Genomic DNA, 15,857 nt, shown 5'->3' with positions numbered 1-15,857 from the left:
ATAGCCACGACTCAATCAGGACCATATATATCTTCCTGATAGTCAAGCAATCCGAACGGTCAAACGATTTCAGTTATGATAATCAGTGGCCGCTATCCACCGTACAGCGGGGCCTTGAAGCGTCGCCGTCTTGCGATTAGCCGACCACACCGGGAAGACATAGATATTTGACTACTCAAGCTCACCGACTCGCCATGTCCGTTTCGGAACCGATCATCGACGAACAAACACTCGCGCGCACCTACGATGGTAGGGCCTACGCCGGCCGTGGGATACAGTCGAAGAATACCGCGCGGTCATGCGGTATGCGTCGAACCATCCGAACAAAGGGTCCCAAGCCGTTTCCACAGCGACCGAGACGCCGCGATCTTGAATCCGAACGTGGGTTGACGACGGCGGCGCGCCCGATGTAGTCCGCGGCCTCGAGACAGCCCGCGACTATGGGTGTCTTGAGGCGGGTTACGGTGATCCCGAATTTACAGCCCTGAATACGCCCGTCGCGAACATCTTTTCCGGCGGCTCGATTTCGGAGGCCTACTACCAACCGTCGTTTGTGATCAACCATTGCAGCGAAGAAAGCCATGCCTTCCATGCCCTCGAGTTGGCCGGGTCGAGTTTGACTACTCGAACTAAGCACCAACCCTGTCCACTGACGACTGCTGGTCTCCGAGCGTATGCTCTCAGTCGTTGAGTACGGGAGTATTCAATCCCCTAATTTGCCGAACTACAGGGGGAGTAGTGGGAGTACGAACTCGGCGGTCGGGCCGAAAAATGAGAACGCGAACACTCCCATGAGAACAGTTGTGAGTCCGCTTCCGATACCCAGTAGGGCAGCACCGACGGACGTGTTGGAACGGTCGAACGCAGCGGAAAGACTCCATAGCCCAGTCCCGGCCGCGACGACGAGAGCGAGGAGGGCGATTCCCTGTACCGTCTCGTCGGCAGTGTAATTCCGCACCACCATGGTTACGAGAACGAGTTGCCCGCCGACGAGGATGGTTCCTGCATAGGTAAACCCGAGCCACAGTGACCGGTCGGTTACGGTCGCACGTACCCATGGAAGGCGGGTGACACCGTATACGGCGAGCGGGAACAAGGGGAACACGTATCGAACGGTGAGCATCGCGTGGAGTGGAAGCCGGTAGATGTACAGTAGCGTGACCAGGATCGCATAGGTCAGGACGAAAATATCCGCGGCAAAGACCGGTCGGGACCGAAGGCGCAGAGACGAACGGCTACTCAAACTGTCGAATACCGTCCGAAAGGCGACAACGGGTGCGGCGATCAATACGCCTGCGATCGGAAGCGCTTCTAAGAAGGCGACGTTGATAGCGCGGCCGGTCGCACCGGATGACGAAAATCCGAAGTAGCCGCTCCGAACGAACGTACGGTACAGTCTGGTCGGCTCCTGACGGACTGCAGTAAGACCGTCGGTGAGAAACTCCGTGAAGAGGAGAACCCTGTCGAGAATACCGAGCAGTGGCGCTATAATTCCGCCGACGGTACTGCCGTCATCCGTGGCACTATCAGTTCCACCTCCAGTTTCTGAGCCTCGGTCTGTAGCAGACGTGTTCCCAGACTCCGAGTCACCACCCGAAGTAGACGTGTTCCCGGTCCCCGAGCTATCACCTGCAGTAGACGTGTCCTCTGCCCCTGAGTTCCCACCCGAAGTAGATGTATCCCCAGTCACCCGGTTGCCGACCGCATCGCCACCGTAGCGATCGAGCATCCGTGGCGGCGTGAACGGGTCACCGGATATCAGATAGTTCGTCAGGAAAAATGGGAGCAACGAGACGAGCAATCCCATCGCAACCGTCGCAAGCGTTCGGACGCTATTCTCTCGAGCAGTAGCAAAGTCGGCAACGACCAGAGCCCCGAGCAGAACGAGCCCCTCGGATGCGTGTAACCACGCAGTAAGGCCCACCGGAACGTAGGCGACGGCCCTGTATCGCCGGTACGTCGAGATGCGGTCGGTCTCTCGGCTTCGGTAGAGGAAGAACAGCGTGAGCAGCGCGAACAGGGCAGTAAGAACGTGCCGTTTCGGGATCGTCGCCCAGAGCAGCGCCGGTGATGCTACCCCGACAGCGATGCCAGCTGCAAACCCGACATCGGACGAGTGGATGCGTGAGAGAAGCCGATAGACGACGAGTGCACATCCGGCAGTAGCGAGTATCGTCGCGAGTTGGAGCGCGGGATACGCGAGGTGAACGAGCGGAAACGGCGTCGCAATGGCCACGCTGATGACGAAACTACTGAGTGCAATCCCTCCCCCGACGAGATGGGCTGCTCTGTGACGGTTCACTAGCCGTCCGCCGACGCTGACGGTGGCGAACACCGAGAGGCTCCACAGTGCTGCAAGAGCGACGCGGACGTCGGCGACTGCAGCGACCCCGTCCAGAACCCAGAGGATCGGAAGTGCGAAAACGATATGTGCGAAGTTCCGCGGAAACGCTTTTCCGTTGTAGTCGGCCATTCCCGGACTTCTGAGTGTCTCCCCATATGCCGGCGTGGTGACGTGGAGGTGTCCATCGCTCAGCGCGACTAGTCCGTTGGCAACGGTCAGGTTATCGTTGATCGAAAACGTCGTTCGCCAGAGTACCATCGCTGCGCTACACGTGAGGAGAAAGACGAAGACGCCACCGTAGTCCCCGAACACCAGCCGTCCGAGGCGGTGTGCGATGGCAGTCGCTCGTTGCGAGTGGGTATCGAGAACGGCATAATATCGTGATCGAGAGCTCACGCTGCCACCTCTACCGTGATATTTCGCCTGATCAGCGTCCGTTCGACGGTGGTTTGGTTCTCAACGCCGTGGTAGGTCAGACGCACTTCTGCATCGTACTGCTCCTCGCTGACGCGGTCCGGGCTGAGGGTAGTTTCCGACATAGAAACGTGGAGCATTTCGGGGGATTCCTCGCTTACCGTCACCGCGGAAAGCGAGGTGATACCAAGTTCGCTAATACTGATCTCATAGGTAACTCTCACACACCCTTGGACATCGGTTGCCCTCACTGTCGCGTCAGGAACGTCAAGTTTCCAGACTTCCGCCCCGAACTCGGATCGTGTGAGAGTCGCCGACTCGGGAATGGACGATGGCTGGATTACCGCGTTTCCCTCGCTGGAGAGTGAGCCTCCCTCACAGGGACTCTCATACGTCGTGAATTCCACCGGCACGAATGGACCTGAAGCGAGTACCGTCGCAGTAATGATACTGACGACGATAATCGACACAACTCGAGGCCCGACCATACTGATTCCTCATCTCGAGGTATGTACAATAAGTATAGCGGTAGATAGTTCCTAGAAGTCGGGTCGTCCGCGAACTCGAGCAGGAGACGATCGATTTCCAGTAGGGCTATCACATCTGTCTCTCCGGCCTGTCGAAAGTCGAAGTTCTCCACGGCGCTACGTGACGCGGAGCTCGATTCGAACCTCGAGAAACTGGGGTCACCGACGAGTGTGTTCGGTGATCGACTCTGCGAGAGGGCAAGCACATCATCAGATCATCAATGAGTTAACGTTCTCGAGCCCGTTTCGAACGGTTCGACTAGCCCACGAACCCCACAGCGACCGCATTCGTCGATGACCGGTCGCCGCCTCGAGACTGTATCGAGGGAGTTATTTACGTCCTCATTGCCGGGAGGGATATGACGAGTTCAGTTCCGACCAGTCTCAGGGTCGTCGAGGGGGTGGCGGCACACGAGGGCGTCGATCCGGTCGAGTTAGAGCCGCCGTTACACGAGGTGATCGATACGGACGCGCTCGATGCGCTGTTTCGGTCGACGGGCGACTCGAGTGCGACGATCGAGTTCACGTACCGCGGAAAGCGCGTGTGCGTCGACGATTCGGGACAGGTCCAGGTGACCGAAGCGTCCAGCAATACCGGTGGCTCGACGGTCGCCGAATAACGGGGCCGCTCGGTCGATCGGACATGAGGGCGACGCCAGTGGACTCGGATTACGGCAACGCTCGAGCGGTAGCAGCGCCACTGCCTCGTGTTTGACTCGGGGCTCGAGGAGGCGGAATCCGAAAACGAGGTGTGAAGCACCTCTTGGCGTTCGTCTGCCGGGCGTTCGTGAGCCTCGAGTCAGTCGTCCGATCCGACGAACGACGTCGCCGGTGTGAACATGTGGTCGTCGAGGTATCCCCAGTCGTCGAAGTCGCCGACGCCGCCGCTCGCGGAGAACCCGTAGTAGTCACGCGGCGCGTTGTAGTTCATCACGCTCGAGTAGCTGCTGAAGCGGTACTCGTCGGTATCGATCCCCTCGAAATCGGTGTTCGAGAGACCGAGCGAGTGACCCAGTTCGTGCATCGCGGTCGATCCGGTCTGATCGCGGCCCGACTGCGATTCGACCATCATCGTCCCGAGGCCGGCTTTGCCGATGACGTTCCCCTCGCTCGTATCGCCGGCCACGTCCTCGACGATGACCAGATAGTGATAGCCCAGTCCCTGCCGATCGAAATACCGCGCCCGAATCTCGTTCAAGTCGCCGACGTCGGTCTCCGAGTCCCACGGAATCGTCTCGTCGAGGTCCACGTGGAGGGCCGCGCCGGTCGACCCGTCGGGATTCTCGAGCGGGGCCTCGTCGAACTCGGTGACGATCCGCTCGACTTCGCGCCGCTCGAGGTCGGTCCGCTCCATGGTGTCGGCCTCGACGTAGATGTCCGTTCTGAGCGGGTCGGCGTCGGGGAAAACGTCTTGCCGATTGACTTCCGCACCGTCCGAGAGTCCGTCCCCGTCGGTATCGGAAGTCGTCGGTTCGGTCCCGTACTCGTGGACTTCCTCCCCGTCCGCCAGTCCGTCGTCGTCCGTATCGGCAACGGTAGGATCGGTCTCGTGCTCGAGCACTTCCGGGCCGTCTGCGAGGCCGTCCCCGTCCGTATCAGCGGTCGCGGGCTCGGTCCCGTATTCCTCGAGTTCGCCGAAATCGGACAGGCCGTCGTCGTCGGAATCCACTGCGAGCGGATCGGTCTCGTACTCGCGCAGTTCGTCGCCGTCCGCGAGGCCGTCGCCGTCCGTATCCGAACTGGTCGGATCGGTGCCGGTCTCGCGTCGTTCCGTGCCGTCTTCGAGGCCGTCGCCGTCCGTATCGGCCTCGAGCGGGTCCGTCCCGACCTCGGACACCTCCGCGCCGTCGTCGAGTCCGTCCCCGTCGGTATCGGCCGCGGTGGGGTCGGTCCCGTATCGCCGTTCGGCCCCGTCCGCGAGGCCGTCGCCGTCGGTGTCGGCGTCGAAGACGGCAGTTCCGTCGCGGAGTTCGGTCACCGGCGGGACCCCGTCGGAGTCGGGATCGACGACCGTCGTCCCCCCGACGAAGCCGACCGTGCCGAGTCCGACGAGGAGGACGAGAACGAGCCCCGCGGTGGACCGCGACGATACCATTTTCTGAATGTCACGAACGAGGGACTATCTGTATTGTGGCTTCGGTACGGATCGGCGCGAATACCGCGACCCGCCGGCCGGACCGATTTCGATCCGCCTCTCGCCGGTTTCACTTTCACCTCGCTGTCCAAACCCTCTTACACGCCGGTCCCCGAGACGACGGTAATGGACGGGAACGAGCGCCTCGAGTTGCCGGTCGCCGACGACGCCCTTCCGTTCGATCCGGCCACGACCGCGATCGAGGACGGTGACGTGTTCGAGCTGCTCGAGCCCGCGGTACAGGAGTGGTGGCTCGAGGAGTTCGGCGAGTTCATTCCCGAGAACGAGGGCTTCTTCACGCCGCCACAGCAGGGGGCCATCCCGAAGATCCACGACGGGACGAACACGCTGGTCTGTGCCCCGACCGGGTCGGGGAAGACGATGTCGTCGTTCCTCTCGATCATCAATTACCTCTACGAGCGAGACCGCGAGGAGCCCGACGGCCTCGTGAACTCCGTCTACTGTCTCTACGTCTCGCCGCTGAAATCCCTCGCGAACGATATCCACCGCAATCTCGAGGTCCCCCTCGAGGGGATCGAAGAGATCGTCGCCGAGCGCGACGGCGAGGAATCGATGGGCGAGATCCGCCACGCGATCCGCCACGGCGACACGTCCTCGAGCGACCGCCAGAAGATGCTCGAGGAGACGCCACACATCCTCAACACGACCCCCGAGACCCTCGCGATCTTACTCAATTCCCCGAAGTTCCGCGAGAAACTCCGCACCGTCGAGTACGTCATCGTCGACGAGATCCACTCGTTGGCGGCGGGCAAACGGGGCACCCACCTCTCGGTCAGCCTCGAGCGACTCGAGGCGATGGCCAACGGAGAGATCACCCGGATCGGCTGCTCGGCGACGATCGAGCCCCTCTCACGGGTCGCGGAGTTCCTCGTCGGCTGCGAAGCGAACGGCGAGCCTCGCAACTACGAGATCGTCGACGCTCGCTTCGCCCGCGAGTTCGACATGCGACTCGAGTGCCCCGCGGACGACCTGATCAACACGCCCCGCGAGGTCGTCCAAGAGCGGTTCTACCGAATGCTTCACGAACACATTCAGGAGCATACGAACACGCTGGTCTTTACCAACACGCGCTCCGGGGCCGAACGAGTCCTCCACAACCTCCGGGAGGACTTCGACGCCTACGACGAGGACAATTCGGGCTGTCACCACGGCAGCCTCTCGAAGGAGGTCCGACAGGACATCGAGGGCCGGCTGAAAGACGGTGACCTCGACGTTGTCACCTCCTCGACGAGCCTCGAGTTGGGGATCGACATGCCCCACGTCGACCTCGTCGTACAGGTCGGCTCGCCGAAGTCCGTCGCCGCCCTCCTCCAGCGGATCGGCCGCGCGGGCCACCGCGTCGGCCAGACGGTGACGGGTCGGGTCATCGCCCTCGACCGGGACGAACTCCTCGAGTGTGCGGTCATGCTCAAAAAGGCCGAAGACGGGTTCGTCGACTCGGTGTCGATCCCCGAGAACGCACAGGACGTGGCCGCCCAGCACGTCTACGGGATGGCGATTGCAGAGATCCGACCCGAAGCCGAACTGAAGCGGATCCTCCGGCGGGCCTATCCCTACCGGAACTACGGCGAAGCGGAGTACGAGTCGCTCATGCGGTACCTCACCGCCGAGTACGCCGGCTTGGAGGAGAAAAACGTCTACGCGAAGGTCTGGCGCGACGAGAACGACCCGCCCGACGGCCAACACCATCACGAGGAGTTCCCCGTCGGCGAGCCCCTGATCGGGAAACGCGGTCGGCTCGCGCGGGTCATCTACATGACCAACATCGGCACGATCCCGGACTCGTTCGCCTGCGACGTCACGACGCGCGCGAGCGACGAGTGGGTCGGCCAACTCGACGAGTCCTACCTCGACACCTTGGAGAAGGGCGACGTCTTCGTCCTCGGCGGCGACCACTTCGAGTACCGCTACCGGCGCGGGTCGAAGGTCTACGTCGACCGCACGAGCGCCCGGCCGACGGTCCCCTCGTGGTACTCCGAGCGCCTCCCGCTGTCCTACGATCTGGGCTGTGAGATCCTCGCGTTTCAGGGGGAACTCCTCGAGCGCTACGCGGCCGGCGGGCCGCCCCGGGTCCGCGCGTGGCTCCGGGAGTTCCCGCTGGACGACGACAGCGTGCGGGCGATCGCCCGGCTGTTCGACTACCAGTGTCAGTACGCGGGCGCGGAGAGCGTGAGCACGACCGATCGCCTCTCGATCGAAGTCGTCCGGGACCGCGAGGAGTACGAGCGCCACTACTACGTCCACTCGACGTACGGCCGCAAGGTCAACGACGGGCTCTCGCGGCTGTTCGCCTACCGTTGTGCACAAGAGGCCACTGCGAACGTCCGCGTGGCGGTCGCGGACAACGGCTTCGTCCTCTCGATGCCGCTGAACCGGAAAGTCGACATCGAGGGGATCATCGCGGACCTCGCGGCGGAGGACGTCCGCGACGACCTCCGTGCCTCCCTCTCGGGAACCGACCTGCTCCAGCGCTACTTCCGGATCAACGCGACCCGCGCGCTGATGATCCTCAAGCGCTACAAGGGCTACGAGAAGTCCGCGGCCGAACAGCAGGTTTCCAGCGAGATGCTGCTCGGCTTCGCCGAGGAACTCGAGGAGTTCGCGGTGATCGAGGAGACCTACCGCGAGATCCTCGAGGACAAACTGAACGTAAGCGAGATCGAGGACATCGTCGACGCGATCGACGCGGGCGAACTCGCCGTCTCCCGGCGACTTCTCGATTCGCCGACGCCGCGAGCGTTCGGGCTCGCGACGCTGTCGGCGAGCGACGTCGTCCTCGCCGAAGACGAGAGCGCCGCGCTGCAGTCGTTCCACGAGCACGTCCTCGAGGAGATCGGCGAGGAGTCGCTGGCGGGGCTGACGGCGGGCTCCGAAGACGAGTAGCTGCCGGATGGGGTTAACATCGGTAGCCCTCTCCCAAACTGACTTTATCTTGGAAGGTGAACGGACGGTGTGTCACCACGGATTATGCGAGTGAAACACACACGGAACGGTCGAGATCGCCGCGATCGCCGGCTCATTGCCGTCCGCCGCCGATCGGGGGACGCCGCGAACGGAGGGTCCTGAATGGTCGACCACGACGCGTGGAGCGACCAACAGTCGTCGACGACGGTCTCGGTCGACGGCCACGACCTCGAGGTCGCCTACCACGAGGACGGCCCCGACGAGAGCGCGGCCCCGCCGGTCGTCTTCCTCCACGGCATTCCGACGTGGTCGTTCCTCTGGCGCGATATCGTCCCGGCGGTCGCCGAGGATCGGCGGACCATCGCCCCGGATCTGGTCGGCTACGGGAACTCCGCGATGGGCGACGGTTTCGACCGCTCGATTCGCGCACAGGAGGCGATGCTCGAGGCCCTGCTCGACGACCTCGGGGTCGAGGAGATCGCGCTGGTCGCCCACGATATCGGCGGCGGTGTCGCGCTGCGCTTTGCCGCACACAGCCCCGAGCGGGTCGAGCAACTCGTCCTCTCGAACGCCGTCTGTTACGACTCGTGGCCGGTCGAGTTCGTCTCGGATCTGGGGCTGCCCTCGACCGCCGACCTGGACCGTGAAGACCTCGAGGAACAGCTCGACTCGGCGTTCGTCGAGGGGGCCTACGGCGAGGCCGACCCCGAGTTCGTCGCGGGGATGAAAGCGCCGTGGCTGACCGACGAGGGTCACCTGTCGCTGGTTCGGGACGCCGTCGCGACGAACACGAACCACACGACCGAACTCGACTACGGCGCGATCACCGCCGAGACGCTGCTGCTGTGGGGCGAAGACGACGTCATGCAACCCTACGCCTACGCGGAGCGACTCGCCGAAGACATCGCCGACGCCGAACTCGACCCGCTGTCGGACGCCTACCACTGGGTCCCCGAGGACCGGTCGGACGCCTACGCCGATCGGCTCCGTGAATTCCTGACAGGAGCGGAAGTGTAACAATATGTCAGCTACGACAGTCACGATACCATGAGCGACGACGAACCACCGAACTGGGATTTCAAGGACCGCGATATCGCGATCCTCTGTGAACTCTCGAACGATCCGCAACTCTCCTCGCGGGAACTCACGCAGGTGCTCGAGGCGGAGTACGACATCGACGTCTCCCACGTCACCGTCAGCGAGTCGATCAGGCGGATGCGCGACGAGGGGGTCTTCCGCGAGGCGATCATCCCGAACGAGGAGTACTACATCTTCGCGCTGTTCGAGTTCAAGTTCAACGCGGAGCACTTCGCCGACAACTGGCGCGAGGCGATGGAGTACATCAAGGCGGACAAACACACCCTGTTTTTCTTCCTCTCGGACGGGGAGTACCAGTGGAAGACGGTGATGATGTTCCGCGACCGCCAAGAGGTCTCCCGGTGGATCCACGAGTGCTACACGGAGTACGGCAACGTCATCGCGAACATCCGGAACTCGGCGGTCCACAACGTCCTCAAGTTCCAGACCGATCCGCGGATCTACGAGGACCTGCGAAAGGAACGCAACGAACGATAACCCACCCGCCCTGATTCTCCCGCGGTCAATCGCAGTTCGCGCGAGAGCGATCTCATCTCGTCCTCGCCGGCCACGACGTTCCGGCCGACTCGAGGGGCTTCGAACCGAGTGCGCAGTCAGTTCCCGTCGATGCCGTCGCGAAACAGCCGGTAGGTGGTGCGACCGACGGCGGCCTCGCCGTCGGCCCCCTCGACAGTGACGTCCGTGACGCCGGTCGAGCCGCCGGCCCGGAGCACCTCGGCCTCGGCGCGCAGGTCGCCGGTCGCGGGCCGGAGATACGAGACGTTGAGATCCGTGGTCGTCAGGTGGGCCTCGCTGGGGTCCTCGAACGTGCTCCGCAGCGCGAACGCGCTCGCGGTGTCGATCAGCGTCGCCACGATCCCGCCGTGGACCGGATCGTAGCCGTCGCTCCCGATCGGGTTCTCGAAGTCCTCGTTCCGTTCGACGACGAGGACCGCCCGCCCCTCCTCGAGGGATTCGACCTCGAGGTCGAGCCACGACAGGTAGCCGTGGCGCTCGACGAACGACGCCCACTCCGGCCAGCCCGGCGCGTCCGACGACCCGCCGGTCATCTCACTTGCCCTCGAACTCGGGCTCGCGGTCCTCGGCGAACGCCGCGGTGCCTTCCAGCACGTCGTCGGTGCTGATCAGGAGGCCGAAGCCCTGACTCTCCATGGCGAGTGCGGCGTCGAGGCTGGCGTCTTGGCCCTCGTTCATGACCTTCTTGGCGACTTTCAGGCCGATCGGCGGGCCACTGTGCAGGTCGTCGACGAACTCCTCGACGGTGTCGTCGAAGTCATCCCGCTCGACGGAGCGGTTGATCAGGCCCCAGTCCTCGGCGCGGTCGGCGTCGATGTGATTGCCCCGGAAGACCAGTTCCTTCGCGCGGGTCTCCCCGAGGATGCGGGTGAGCCGCTGGGTCCCGCCGCCGCCGGGGATCAGGCCGAGGCCGATCTCGGGCGCGCCGAAGGAGGAGCGCTCGGTCGCGATCCGCAGGTCACAGGCCAGCGCGAGCTCGAGGCCGCCGCCGAGACAGAAGCCGTCGATCTTCGCGAGGACGGGCCGCGGGAAGTCGTTGACCGTCTCGAAGGCGGGCGTGACGTCCATGAGGTCCGCCGGGTCCGCGTCGCCGAAGCCGGAGATGTCCGCGCCGGCGCTGAACGCGCGGTCGCCCGCGCCCTGGAGGGTGACACACCGGACCTCGTCGGTGTCGACCGACGTGAGCAGGTCGTCGATCTCGGCGAGCAGGTCGTCCGAGAGCGCGTTCATCCGGGACGGCCGGTCGAGTTCGATCTCGAGGAGGCCGTCCTCGAGCTCGTAGTTCAGGTCGTGGTAGGGGCCGAGTTCGGCGTCGCCGTAGTCGTAGAAGCCCGCGCCGGCGTCCTCGCCAGTCTCGCCCTCCGCGACGAGTTCCTCGAGGTACGGATGGGGCTCGAAGCGGTCCTCGCCCGTCTCCTCGTAGAGTTCCTCGAGTTTCCCGAGGACGGTGTCGAGACCGATCTTATCGGCGCGTCGGCAGATTCCCTCGGGGAAGCCGAGACCGAGTTGGACGCCGGTGTCGACCTCCTCGGGGGTCGCGACGTCCTCGCCGACGAGGAAGGCCGCGCGGTTGATCATGCGGGCCTCGACCCGAAGCCAGTCGAAGTCGCCCGCGTCCTCGGGCTCGTAGTCCGCGCCGTCGCCCTCCTCGTAGTCGTAGAAGCCCTTGCCGGTCTTCTGGCCGAGTTCCTCGGCTTCGACCTTCTCCTCCGTGATCGGGGGGATCGGGCTGTCGCCCTCCTTGCGGACGTGGTAGCCGACGTCGATTCCGGTCAGGTCGGCGAGTTCGAACGGTCCCATCGGATAGCCCCGCTCGTGGGCCATCGTCGCGTCGGCCTGCTCGATCGTCGCCTCGCCGTTCGAGACCATGAACGCGGGCTCGCCGCCGAAGGGACCGACGATGGTGTTGACGACGAAGCCGCGGACGTCCTTGCGGACGTAGATCGGCGTCTTGCCGACCGATTCGACCCACTCGTAGCCGGCCTCGGCGGCCTCGTCGCTCGTGTCTTCGCCGTAGATGACCTCGACGAGGTCCATCTTCACCGGCGGGTTGAAGAAGTGTAGGCCAAGCACGCGCTCGGGCGTGTCGACGGCTTCCGCGATGTCCGAGATCGGCAGGCTCGAGGTGTTCGTCGCGAGCAGCGTGTCCTCGCTCGTGTACTCCTCGAGGTCGGTGAAGATGTCGTGTTTCAGGTCGAGGTCCTCGGGTGCGGCCTCGATCACGAGGTCGGCGTCGGCGACGGCCTCCTCGAGATCCGTCGTCGTGTCGATCCGCGAGAGGATCTCGTCGGCGGACTCGTCGATCAGCTCCTTTTCCTCGAGCTTCTGTAGACTCCACTCGATGGACTCGTAGCCGTCTTCGACGAACTCCGATTTGATGTCCCGCATCGTGACATCGTAGCCGCCCATGGCGGTTACTTCGGTGATCCCGTGTCCCATGTTCCCCGCGCCCAGAACCGCAACGCGGTCGATGCTGTCCAGTGACATGGTCGTGCCATCGGCCGGAAATGTCTTAATTCCACCGACACCGCTTTACCATTGTTAAGAGTTGCTTCGAACCGCTCACAATCCGTATACTGACATCCGGCTGCTGGAACTGTTGTAATGTTTCCAGCCGTTTACTCGGAAGTGAGACGGTACTCGCGTTCGATTGCCGAACCGTCGGCAGCGACACTGCGGCGATTCGGATTTGATCGCGGGTCTCAGTTCGCAAACGATCGGGGTGGAACGTTTAGAGCGGCTCGTCGCCCTCGATGATCCGTTTGGCCCGCGCGGCAAGCGCCGGCACGCGGTCTTCCATCTTCGGGTACATCGGATCGTCGCTGTTGCCCTCGAGATAGCGCCGGAAGAACATCTCGCCGAGGGCGGCCAGCTTGTAGACGGCCAGCGTTCGGTAGAACCGCTCGTGTTCGAACTCGTAGCCGGTTCGGTCCTCCCAGCGTTCGACCAGTTCGGCCCGGCTCGAGTAGCCGTCCCGTTCCATGAAGCGGGTTGTCAGTTCGGGGATCGACGGCTCGGGGTCTTTCGCGTCGCGCCAGTAGGAGAGCATCCAGCCCAGGTCCGCCCGCGGGTCGCCGAGCGTGGCCATCTCCCAGTCGAAGACGCCGACGAGTTCCGGCGGCGTCCCGGGGGCGAACATGACGTTGTCGAGCTTGTAGTCCCCGTGGACGAGCGTGTGGGGGTGCTCTTCGGGGACGTTGTCCCGAAGCCAGTCGCCGACCTCGTGGAGGTCCGGAACCTCGCGTTCGTCCTCGGTGACCTCGAACGCCCACGAGAGCTGTTTCCCCCAGCGGTCGACCTGCCGTTGGGTGTACCCCTCGGGGCGGCCGAACTCGCCGAGACCGATTGCCTCGTACTCGAGGTCGTGGATCGTCGCCAGCGTGTCGACCAGTTCCTCGCCGATCCGACGGCGGTGCTCGGGCGCGGCGAACCGCTCGGGTTCGCCCTCCCGGAGCACGTCGCCCTCGAGTTGCTCCATCACGTAGAAGTCGCTCCCGATGACGTCGTGGTCCTCGCAGGCGAGCAGCGGTTCCGGAACCGGCACGTCCGTGTCGGCCACGGCATCGGTCACGCGATACTCGCGGAGCACGTCGTGGGCCGTGTCGGCGGTTTCGCCCGGCGGCGGCCGCCGGATGACGAGTTCGCGGTCGCCCCACGTCACGAACAGGGTCTCGTTCGAGTGGCCCTCCTGATGGCGGGCGATATCGTAGTCGTCGACCTCGCCGAGATTCGCCTCGAGATACGCGACCAGCGCGTCCTCGTCGACGAGGCGTTCGTAGTAGTTCTCGCTCATGGGGCTCTCCGTACCGGTGTGGTGGCTGCCGTTAGATCACGGATCTCGATCGACATGGTATACGGTAGCATAACTGTCTGCCTAACGAAAATAGTTACGCTGTCTCCCTTATTTTACAATGTTCATGTGGTTAGCACAGGTCCCCGCCCGGCCCTGATCGAACGAGCCGCTCATGTCGCTCTCGTCGCGACCGTCTCCTCCGTCGTCGGGCTACGTCCCGCTGTCCGGCGAGCGCGGCACATCGCCGTCGACGATCTCGAGAACCTCTTCCGGCGAGTCGATCCGGTAGGAGACCGCCGGGCCGTCGTCGGCTCCGAACGCGACGCCGTGCAGTCCCGCCTCGGCGGCTCCCTTCACGTCGTGCTCGTATCGATCCCCGATCATCAGCGACCGCTCGGGATCGACGCCGGCCGTCTCGAGCGCCGCCTCGAACATCGCGGGATCGGGCTTGGTCCGTCCGACCGCCTCCGAGGTGGTGATCGAATCGAAACACTCGCGGACGCCGAACCGCTCGAGCATCTCCCGGCCCTCCGCGTCGTCGACGTCGCTGATGACGCCGACGTGGAGGTCCCGGTCGGCGAGGCGTTCGATCGTCTCGACGGCACCCGGCACCGGCTCGATCGACGAGCGAACGATCTCGTCGAATCGGGGTTGCCACTCCTCCCGCGGGATCTCCTCGCCGACGACCGCTTCGACGCCGCGGTGGTAGCCGTCCCGCGCGGAGCGGAACTCGGTCCCGTCGCGCTCGCGGAAGTACTCCCCGACCGCCGTCCCCCACGTGTCGACGGCCTCCTCGACCGTCGCGTCGACGCCGTGGCGCTCGCACAGCTCCGCGACGAACTCGGCGTGTGCGCCCTGTACCGAGTCGAGCGCGAGGATGACGCCGCCGATGTCCCAGAAGACCGCCTCCCACTCGGGGTCAGTCGAGTCGGTCGTGCCCTCGCCCGCGTCGCCGCTCATCGGTCGGGCCTCGCGGTCGCCGCTTGGTCGGCCGCGTCTATCGCGCCACCGTTGCTCTCGAGTCGCCGCGTCGAGCCGTATTCGAGCGTGTGTCCAATCATGGGTCTCGGATTCCTCACGGCGACGGCCGTTCCGCCGCCGTCGCGTAACTATCTGTGTCAGCGATTGCCACTCACTTAACGGTACGGTATCCATACCCATCTTTATTAACAGTTGCTACGAATGGGCGAGTGGAACTAACAATGGTAAGAAATCGAACGCCGATCGCAGTCGCAGGTGAGCGCCCATGAGTACCGCCCAGTTCAGCGTCGACGGCGACGTCGCCATCATTACCGGCTCCTCGAGCGGGATCGGGAAGTCGATCGCGGAGCGGTTCGCCGCGGACGGCGTCGACGTGGTCGTCTGCTCGCGCGAGCAGGACAACGTCGATCCGGTCGCCGAGGGAATCAACGAGAGCGACAAACCGGGCCGAGCGCTGGCGGTCGAGTGCGACGTGACCGACCGCGAGGCCGTCGAGGCGCTCGTCGAGGCCACCGTCGAGGAGTTCGGCGGGCTGGACGTGCTGGTCAACAACGCCGGGGCCTCCTTCATGGCCGACTTCGACGACATCTCGCCGAACGGCTGGGAGACGATCATGGACATCAACGTCAACGGCACCTACCACTGCACCCACGCCGCCGCGGAGCACCTCAAGGACGGCGGCGGTGCGGTGATCAACCTCGCCAGCGTGGCCGGCCAACGGGGCTCGCCGCTGATGAGCCCCTACGGCGCGGCCAAGGCGGCGGTGATCAACCTGACGACGACGCTCTCCTACGAGTGGGCCGACGACGACGTCCGCGTCAACTGTATCGCGCCGGGCTTCGTCGCGACGCCGGGCGTCGAGAGCCAGATGGGCGTCTCCGCCGACAACATCGACCGCGAGGCGGTCGCGCGCCGCATCGGTACCGTCGAGGAGATCGCCGACCTCACGCAGTTCCTCGCGAGTCCCGCCTCGTCGTATATCGTCGGCGAGACCATTACCGCACAGGGCGTCCCGCAGATCGACGAAGAGCACGACGTGTAGACTCGCGTCTCCGCTCGAGCGACTCGAGACGCGAGTCGTCCTCGAACTGACACCCGGCAACGATCGATCAGTCGCCGACGGGG

General features: G+C 64.2%; 12 protein-coding genes. 5 read left to right on the top strand and 7 right to left on the bottom strand.

Annotated features, from left to right (window positions below; all coding sequences use genetic code 11):
* Positions 1–724: 724 nt before the first annotated feature.
* Together ACT4ML_RS01630 and ACT4ML_RS01625 are read right to left on the bottom strand one after the other, a co-directional pair.
* On the bottom strand, positions 725–2,656 hold the full coding sequence (locus ACT4ML_RS01630) for a hypothetical protein (RefSeq protein ID WP_444719300.1): 1,932 nt from the start codon (positions 2,654–2,656) through the stop codon (positions 725–727).
* An 80-nt stretch (positions 2,657–2,736) separates the two neighbouring features.
* Positions 2,737–3,246, bottom strand: coding sequence for a hypothetical protein (locus tag ACT4ML_RS01625; protein ID WP_444719299.1), 510 nt, complete (start codon positions 3,244–3,246; stop codon positions 2,737–2,739).
* Positions 3,247–3,644: 398 nt separating this feature from the next.
* Between ACT4ML_RS01625 and ACT4ML_RS01620 the strand changes: the two genes are divergently transcribed.
* Positions 3,645–3,905 carry a HalOD1 output domain-containing protein gene (locus ACT4ML_RS01620; RefSeq protein WP_444719298.1) on the top strand — a complete coding sequence of 87 codons (261 nt, stop codon included), beginning with the start codon at positions 3,645–3,647 and terminating at the stop codon, positions 3,903–3,905.
* A 179-nt stretch (positions 3,906–4,084) separates the two neighbouring features.
* Here ACT4ML_RS01620 and ACT4ML_RS01615 read toward each other — a convergent pair whose 3' ends face one another.
* The gene (locus ACT4ML_RS01615; RefSeq protein WP_444719297.1) at positions 4,085–5,380 is read right to left on the bottom strand and encodes a hypothetical protein; all 1,296 of its coding nucleotides are present in this window, start codon (positions 5,378–5,380) and stop codon (positions 4,085–4,087) included.
* A 165-nt stretch (positions 5,381–5,545) separates the two neighbouring features.
* On the opposite strand from ACT4ML_RS01615, the gene ACT4ML_RS01610 reads away from it, so the two are divergent.
* The 3 genes from ACT4ML_RS01610 to ACT4ML_RS01600 all read left to right on the top strand — a co-directional run bounded on the left by ACT4ML_RS01610 (position 5,546) and on the right by ACT4ML_RS01600 (position 9,919).
* Positions 5,546–8,323 (top strand): ATP-dependent helicase, encoded by a 2,778-nt coding sequence (locus ACT4ML_RS01610; RefSeq protein WP_444719296.1) that lies wholly within the window; start codon positions 5,546–5,548, stop codon positions 8,321–8,323.
* Between the two features lie 183 nt (positions 8,324–8,506).
* Entirely contained in the window at positions 8,507–9,361 is an 855-nt protein-coding gene (locus ACT4ML_RS01605) for an alpha/beta fold hydrolase (protein WP_444719295.1), read from the top strand.
* A gap of 30 nt (positions 9,362–9,391) precedes the next feature.
* Complete coding sequence (locus ACT4ML_RS01600) at positions 9,392–9,919, top strand: Lrp/AsnC family transcriptional regulator (protein ID WP_444719294.1); 528 nt, start codon at positions 9,392–9,394, stop codon at positions 9,917–9,919.
* 116 nt (positions 9,920–10,035) lie between these two features.
* Here ACT4ML_RS01600 and ACT4ML_RS01595 read toward each other — a convergent pair whose 3' ends face one another.
* From ACT4ML_RS01595 to ACT4ML_RS01580, 4 genes are all read right to left on the bottom strand, one after another.
* Positions 10,036–10,491, bottom strand: a complete 456-nt coding sequence (locus tag ACT4ML_RS01595) for a PaaI family thioesterase (protein WP_444719293.1) — start codon at positions 10,489–10,491, stop codon at positions 10,036–10,038.
* Between the two features lies 1 nt (position 10,492).
* Positions 10,493–12,445 carry a 3-hydroxyacyl-CoA dehydrogenase/enoyl-CoA hydratase family protein gene (locus ACT4ML_RS01590; RefSeq protein ID WP_444719292.1) on the bottom strand — a complete coding sequence of 651 codons (1,953 nt, stop codon included), beginning with the start codon at positions 12,443–12,445 and terminating at the stop codon, positions 10,493–10,495.
* Positions 12,446–12,689: 244 nt separating this feature from the next.
* A complete protein-coding gene (locus tag ACT4ML_RS01585) occupies positions 12,690–13,751 on the bottom strand; it encodes a phosphotransferase family protein (protein WP_444719291.1) in 1,062 nt (353 codons plus the stop codon).
* Between the two features lie 210 nt (positions 13,752–13,961).
* A complete protein-coding gene (locus tag ACT4ML_RS01580; protein WP_444719290.1) occupies positions 13,962–14,711 on the bottom strand; it encodes an HAD family hydrolase in 750 nt (249 codons plus the stop codon).
* A gap of 286 nt (positions 14,712–14,997) precedes the next feature.
* Here ACT4ML_RS01580 and ACT4ML_RS01575 point away from each other — a divergent pair, with 286 nt between their 5' ends.
* Positions 14,998–15,774, top strand: coding sequence for an SDR family NAD(P)-dependent oxidoreductase (locus ACT4ML_RS01575; RefSeq protein WP_444719289.1), 777 nt, complete (start codon positions 14,998–15,000; stop codon positions 15,772–15,774).
* The last annotated feature ends 83 nt before the right edge of the window (positions 15,775–15,857 follow it).

It is taken from the genome of Natrinema sp. LN54, from assembly GCF_052439245.1.
Classification (GTDB): domain Archaea; phylum Halobacteriota; class Halobacteria; order Halobacteriales; family Natrialbaceae; genus Natrinema; species Natrinema versiforme_A.
The sequence above is the reverse complement of the archived record's forward strand: the minus strand, read 5'-3'. Positions and strand labels throughout refer to the sequence as shown.

Bases quoted from the DNA above. Each gene is read 5' to 3' on its own strand.
- ACT4ML_RS01625 (WP_444719299.1), bottom strand. From the start codon at position 3,246: ATGGTCGGGCCTCGAGTTGTGTCGATTATCGTCGTCAGTATCATTACT.
- ACT4ML_RS01620 (WP_444719298.1), top strand. From the start codon at position 3,645: ATGACGAGTTCAGTTCCGACCAGTCTCAGGGTCGTCGAGGGGGTGGCG.
- ACT4ML_RS01615 (WP_444719297.1), bottom strand. From the start codon at position 5,380: ATGGTATCGTCGCGGTCCACCGCGGGGCTCGTTCTCGTCCTCCTCGTC.
- ACT4ML_RS01610 (WP_444719296.1), top strand. From the start codon at position 5,546: ATGGACGGGAACGAGCGCCTCGAGTTGCCGGTCGCCGACGACGCCCTT.
- ACT4ML_RS01605 (WP_444719295.1), top strand. From the start codon at position 8,507: ATGGTCGACCACGACGCGTGGAGCGACCAACAGTCGTCGACGACGGTC.
- ACT4ML_RS01600 (WP_444719294.1), top strand. From the start codon at position 9,392: ATGAGCGACGACGAACCACCGAACTGGGATTTCAAGGACCGCGATATC.
- ACT4ML_RS01595 (WP_444719293.1), bottom strand. From the start codon at position 10,491: ATGACCGGCGGGTCGTCGGACGCGCCGGGCTGGCCGGAGTGGGCGTCG.
- ACT4ML_RS01590 (WP_444719292.1), bottom strand. From the start codon at position 12,445: ATGTCACTGGACAGCATCGACCGCGTTGCGGTTCTGGGCGCGGGGAAC.
- ACT4ML_RS01585 (WP_444719291.1), bottom strand. From the start codon at position 13,751: ATGAGCGAGAACTACTACGAACGCCTCGTCGACGAGGACGCGCTGGTC.
- ACT4ML_RS01580 (WP_444719290.1), bottom strand. From the start codon at position 14,711: ATGAGCGGCGACGCGGGCGAGGGCACGACCGACTCGACTGACCCCGAG.
- ACT4ML_RS01575 (WP_444719289.1), top strand. From the start codon at position 14,998: ATGAGTACCGCCCAGTTCAGCGTCGACGGCGACGTCGCCATCATTACC.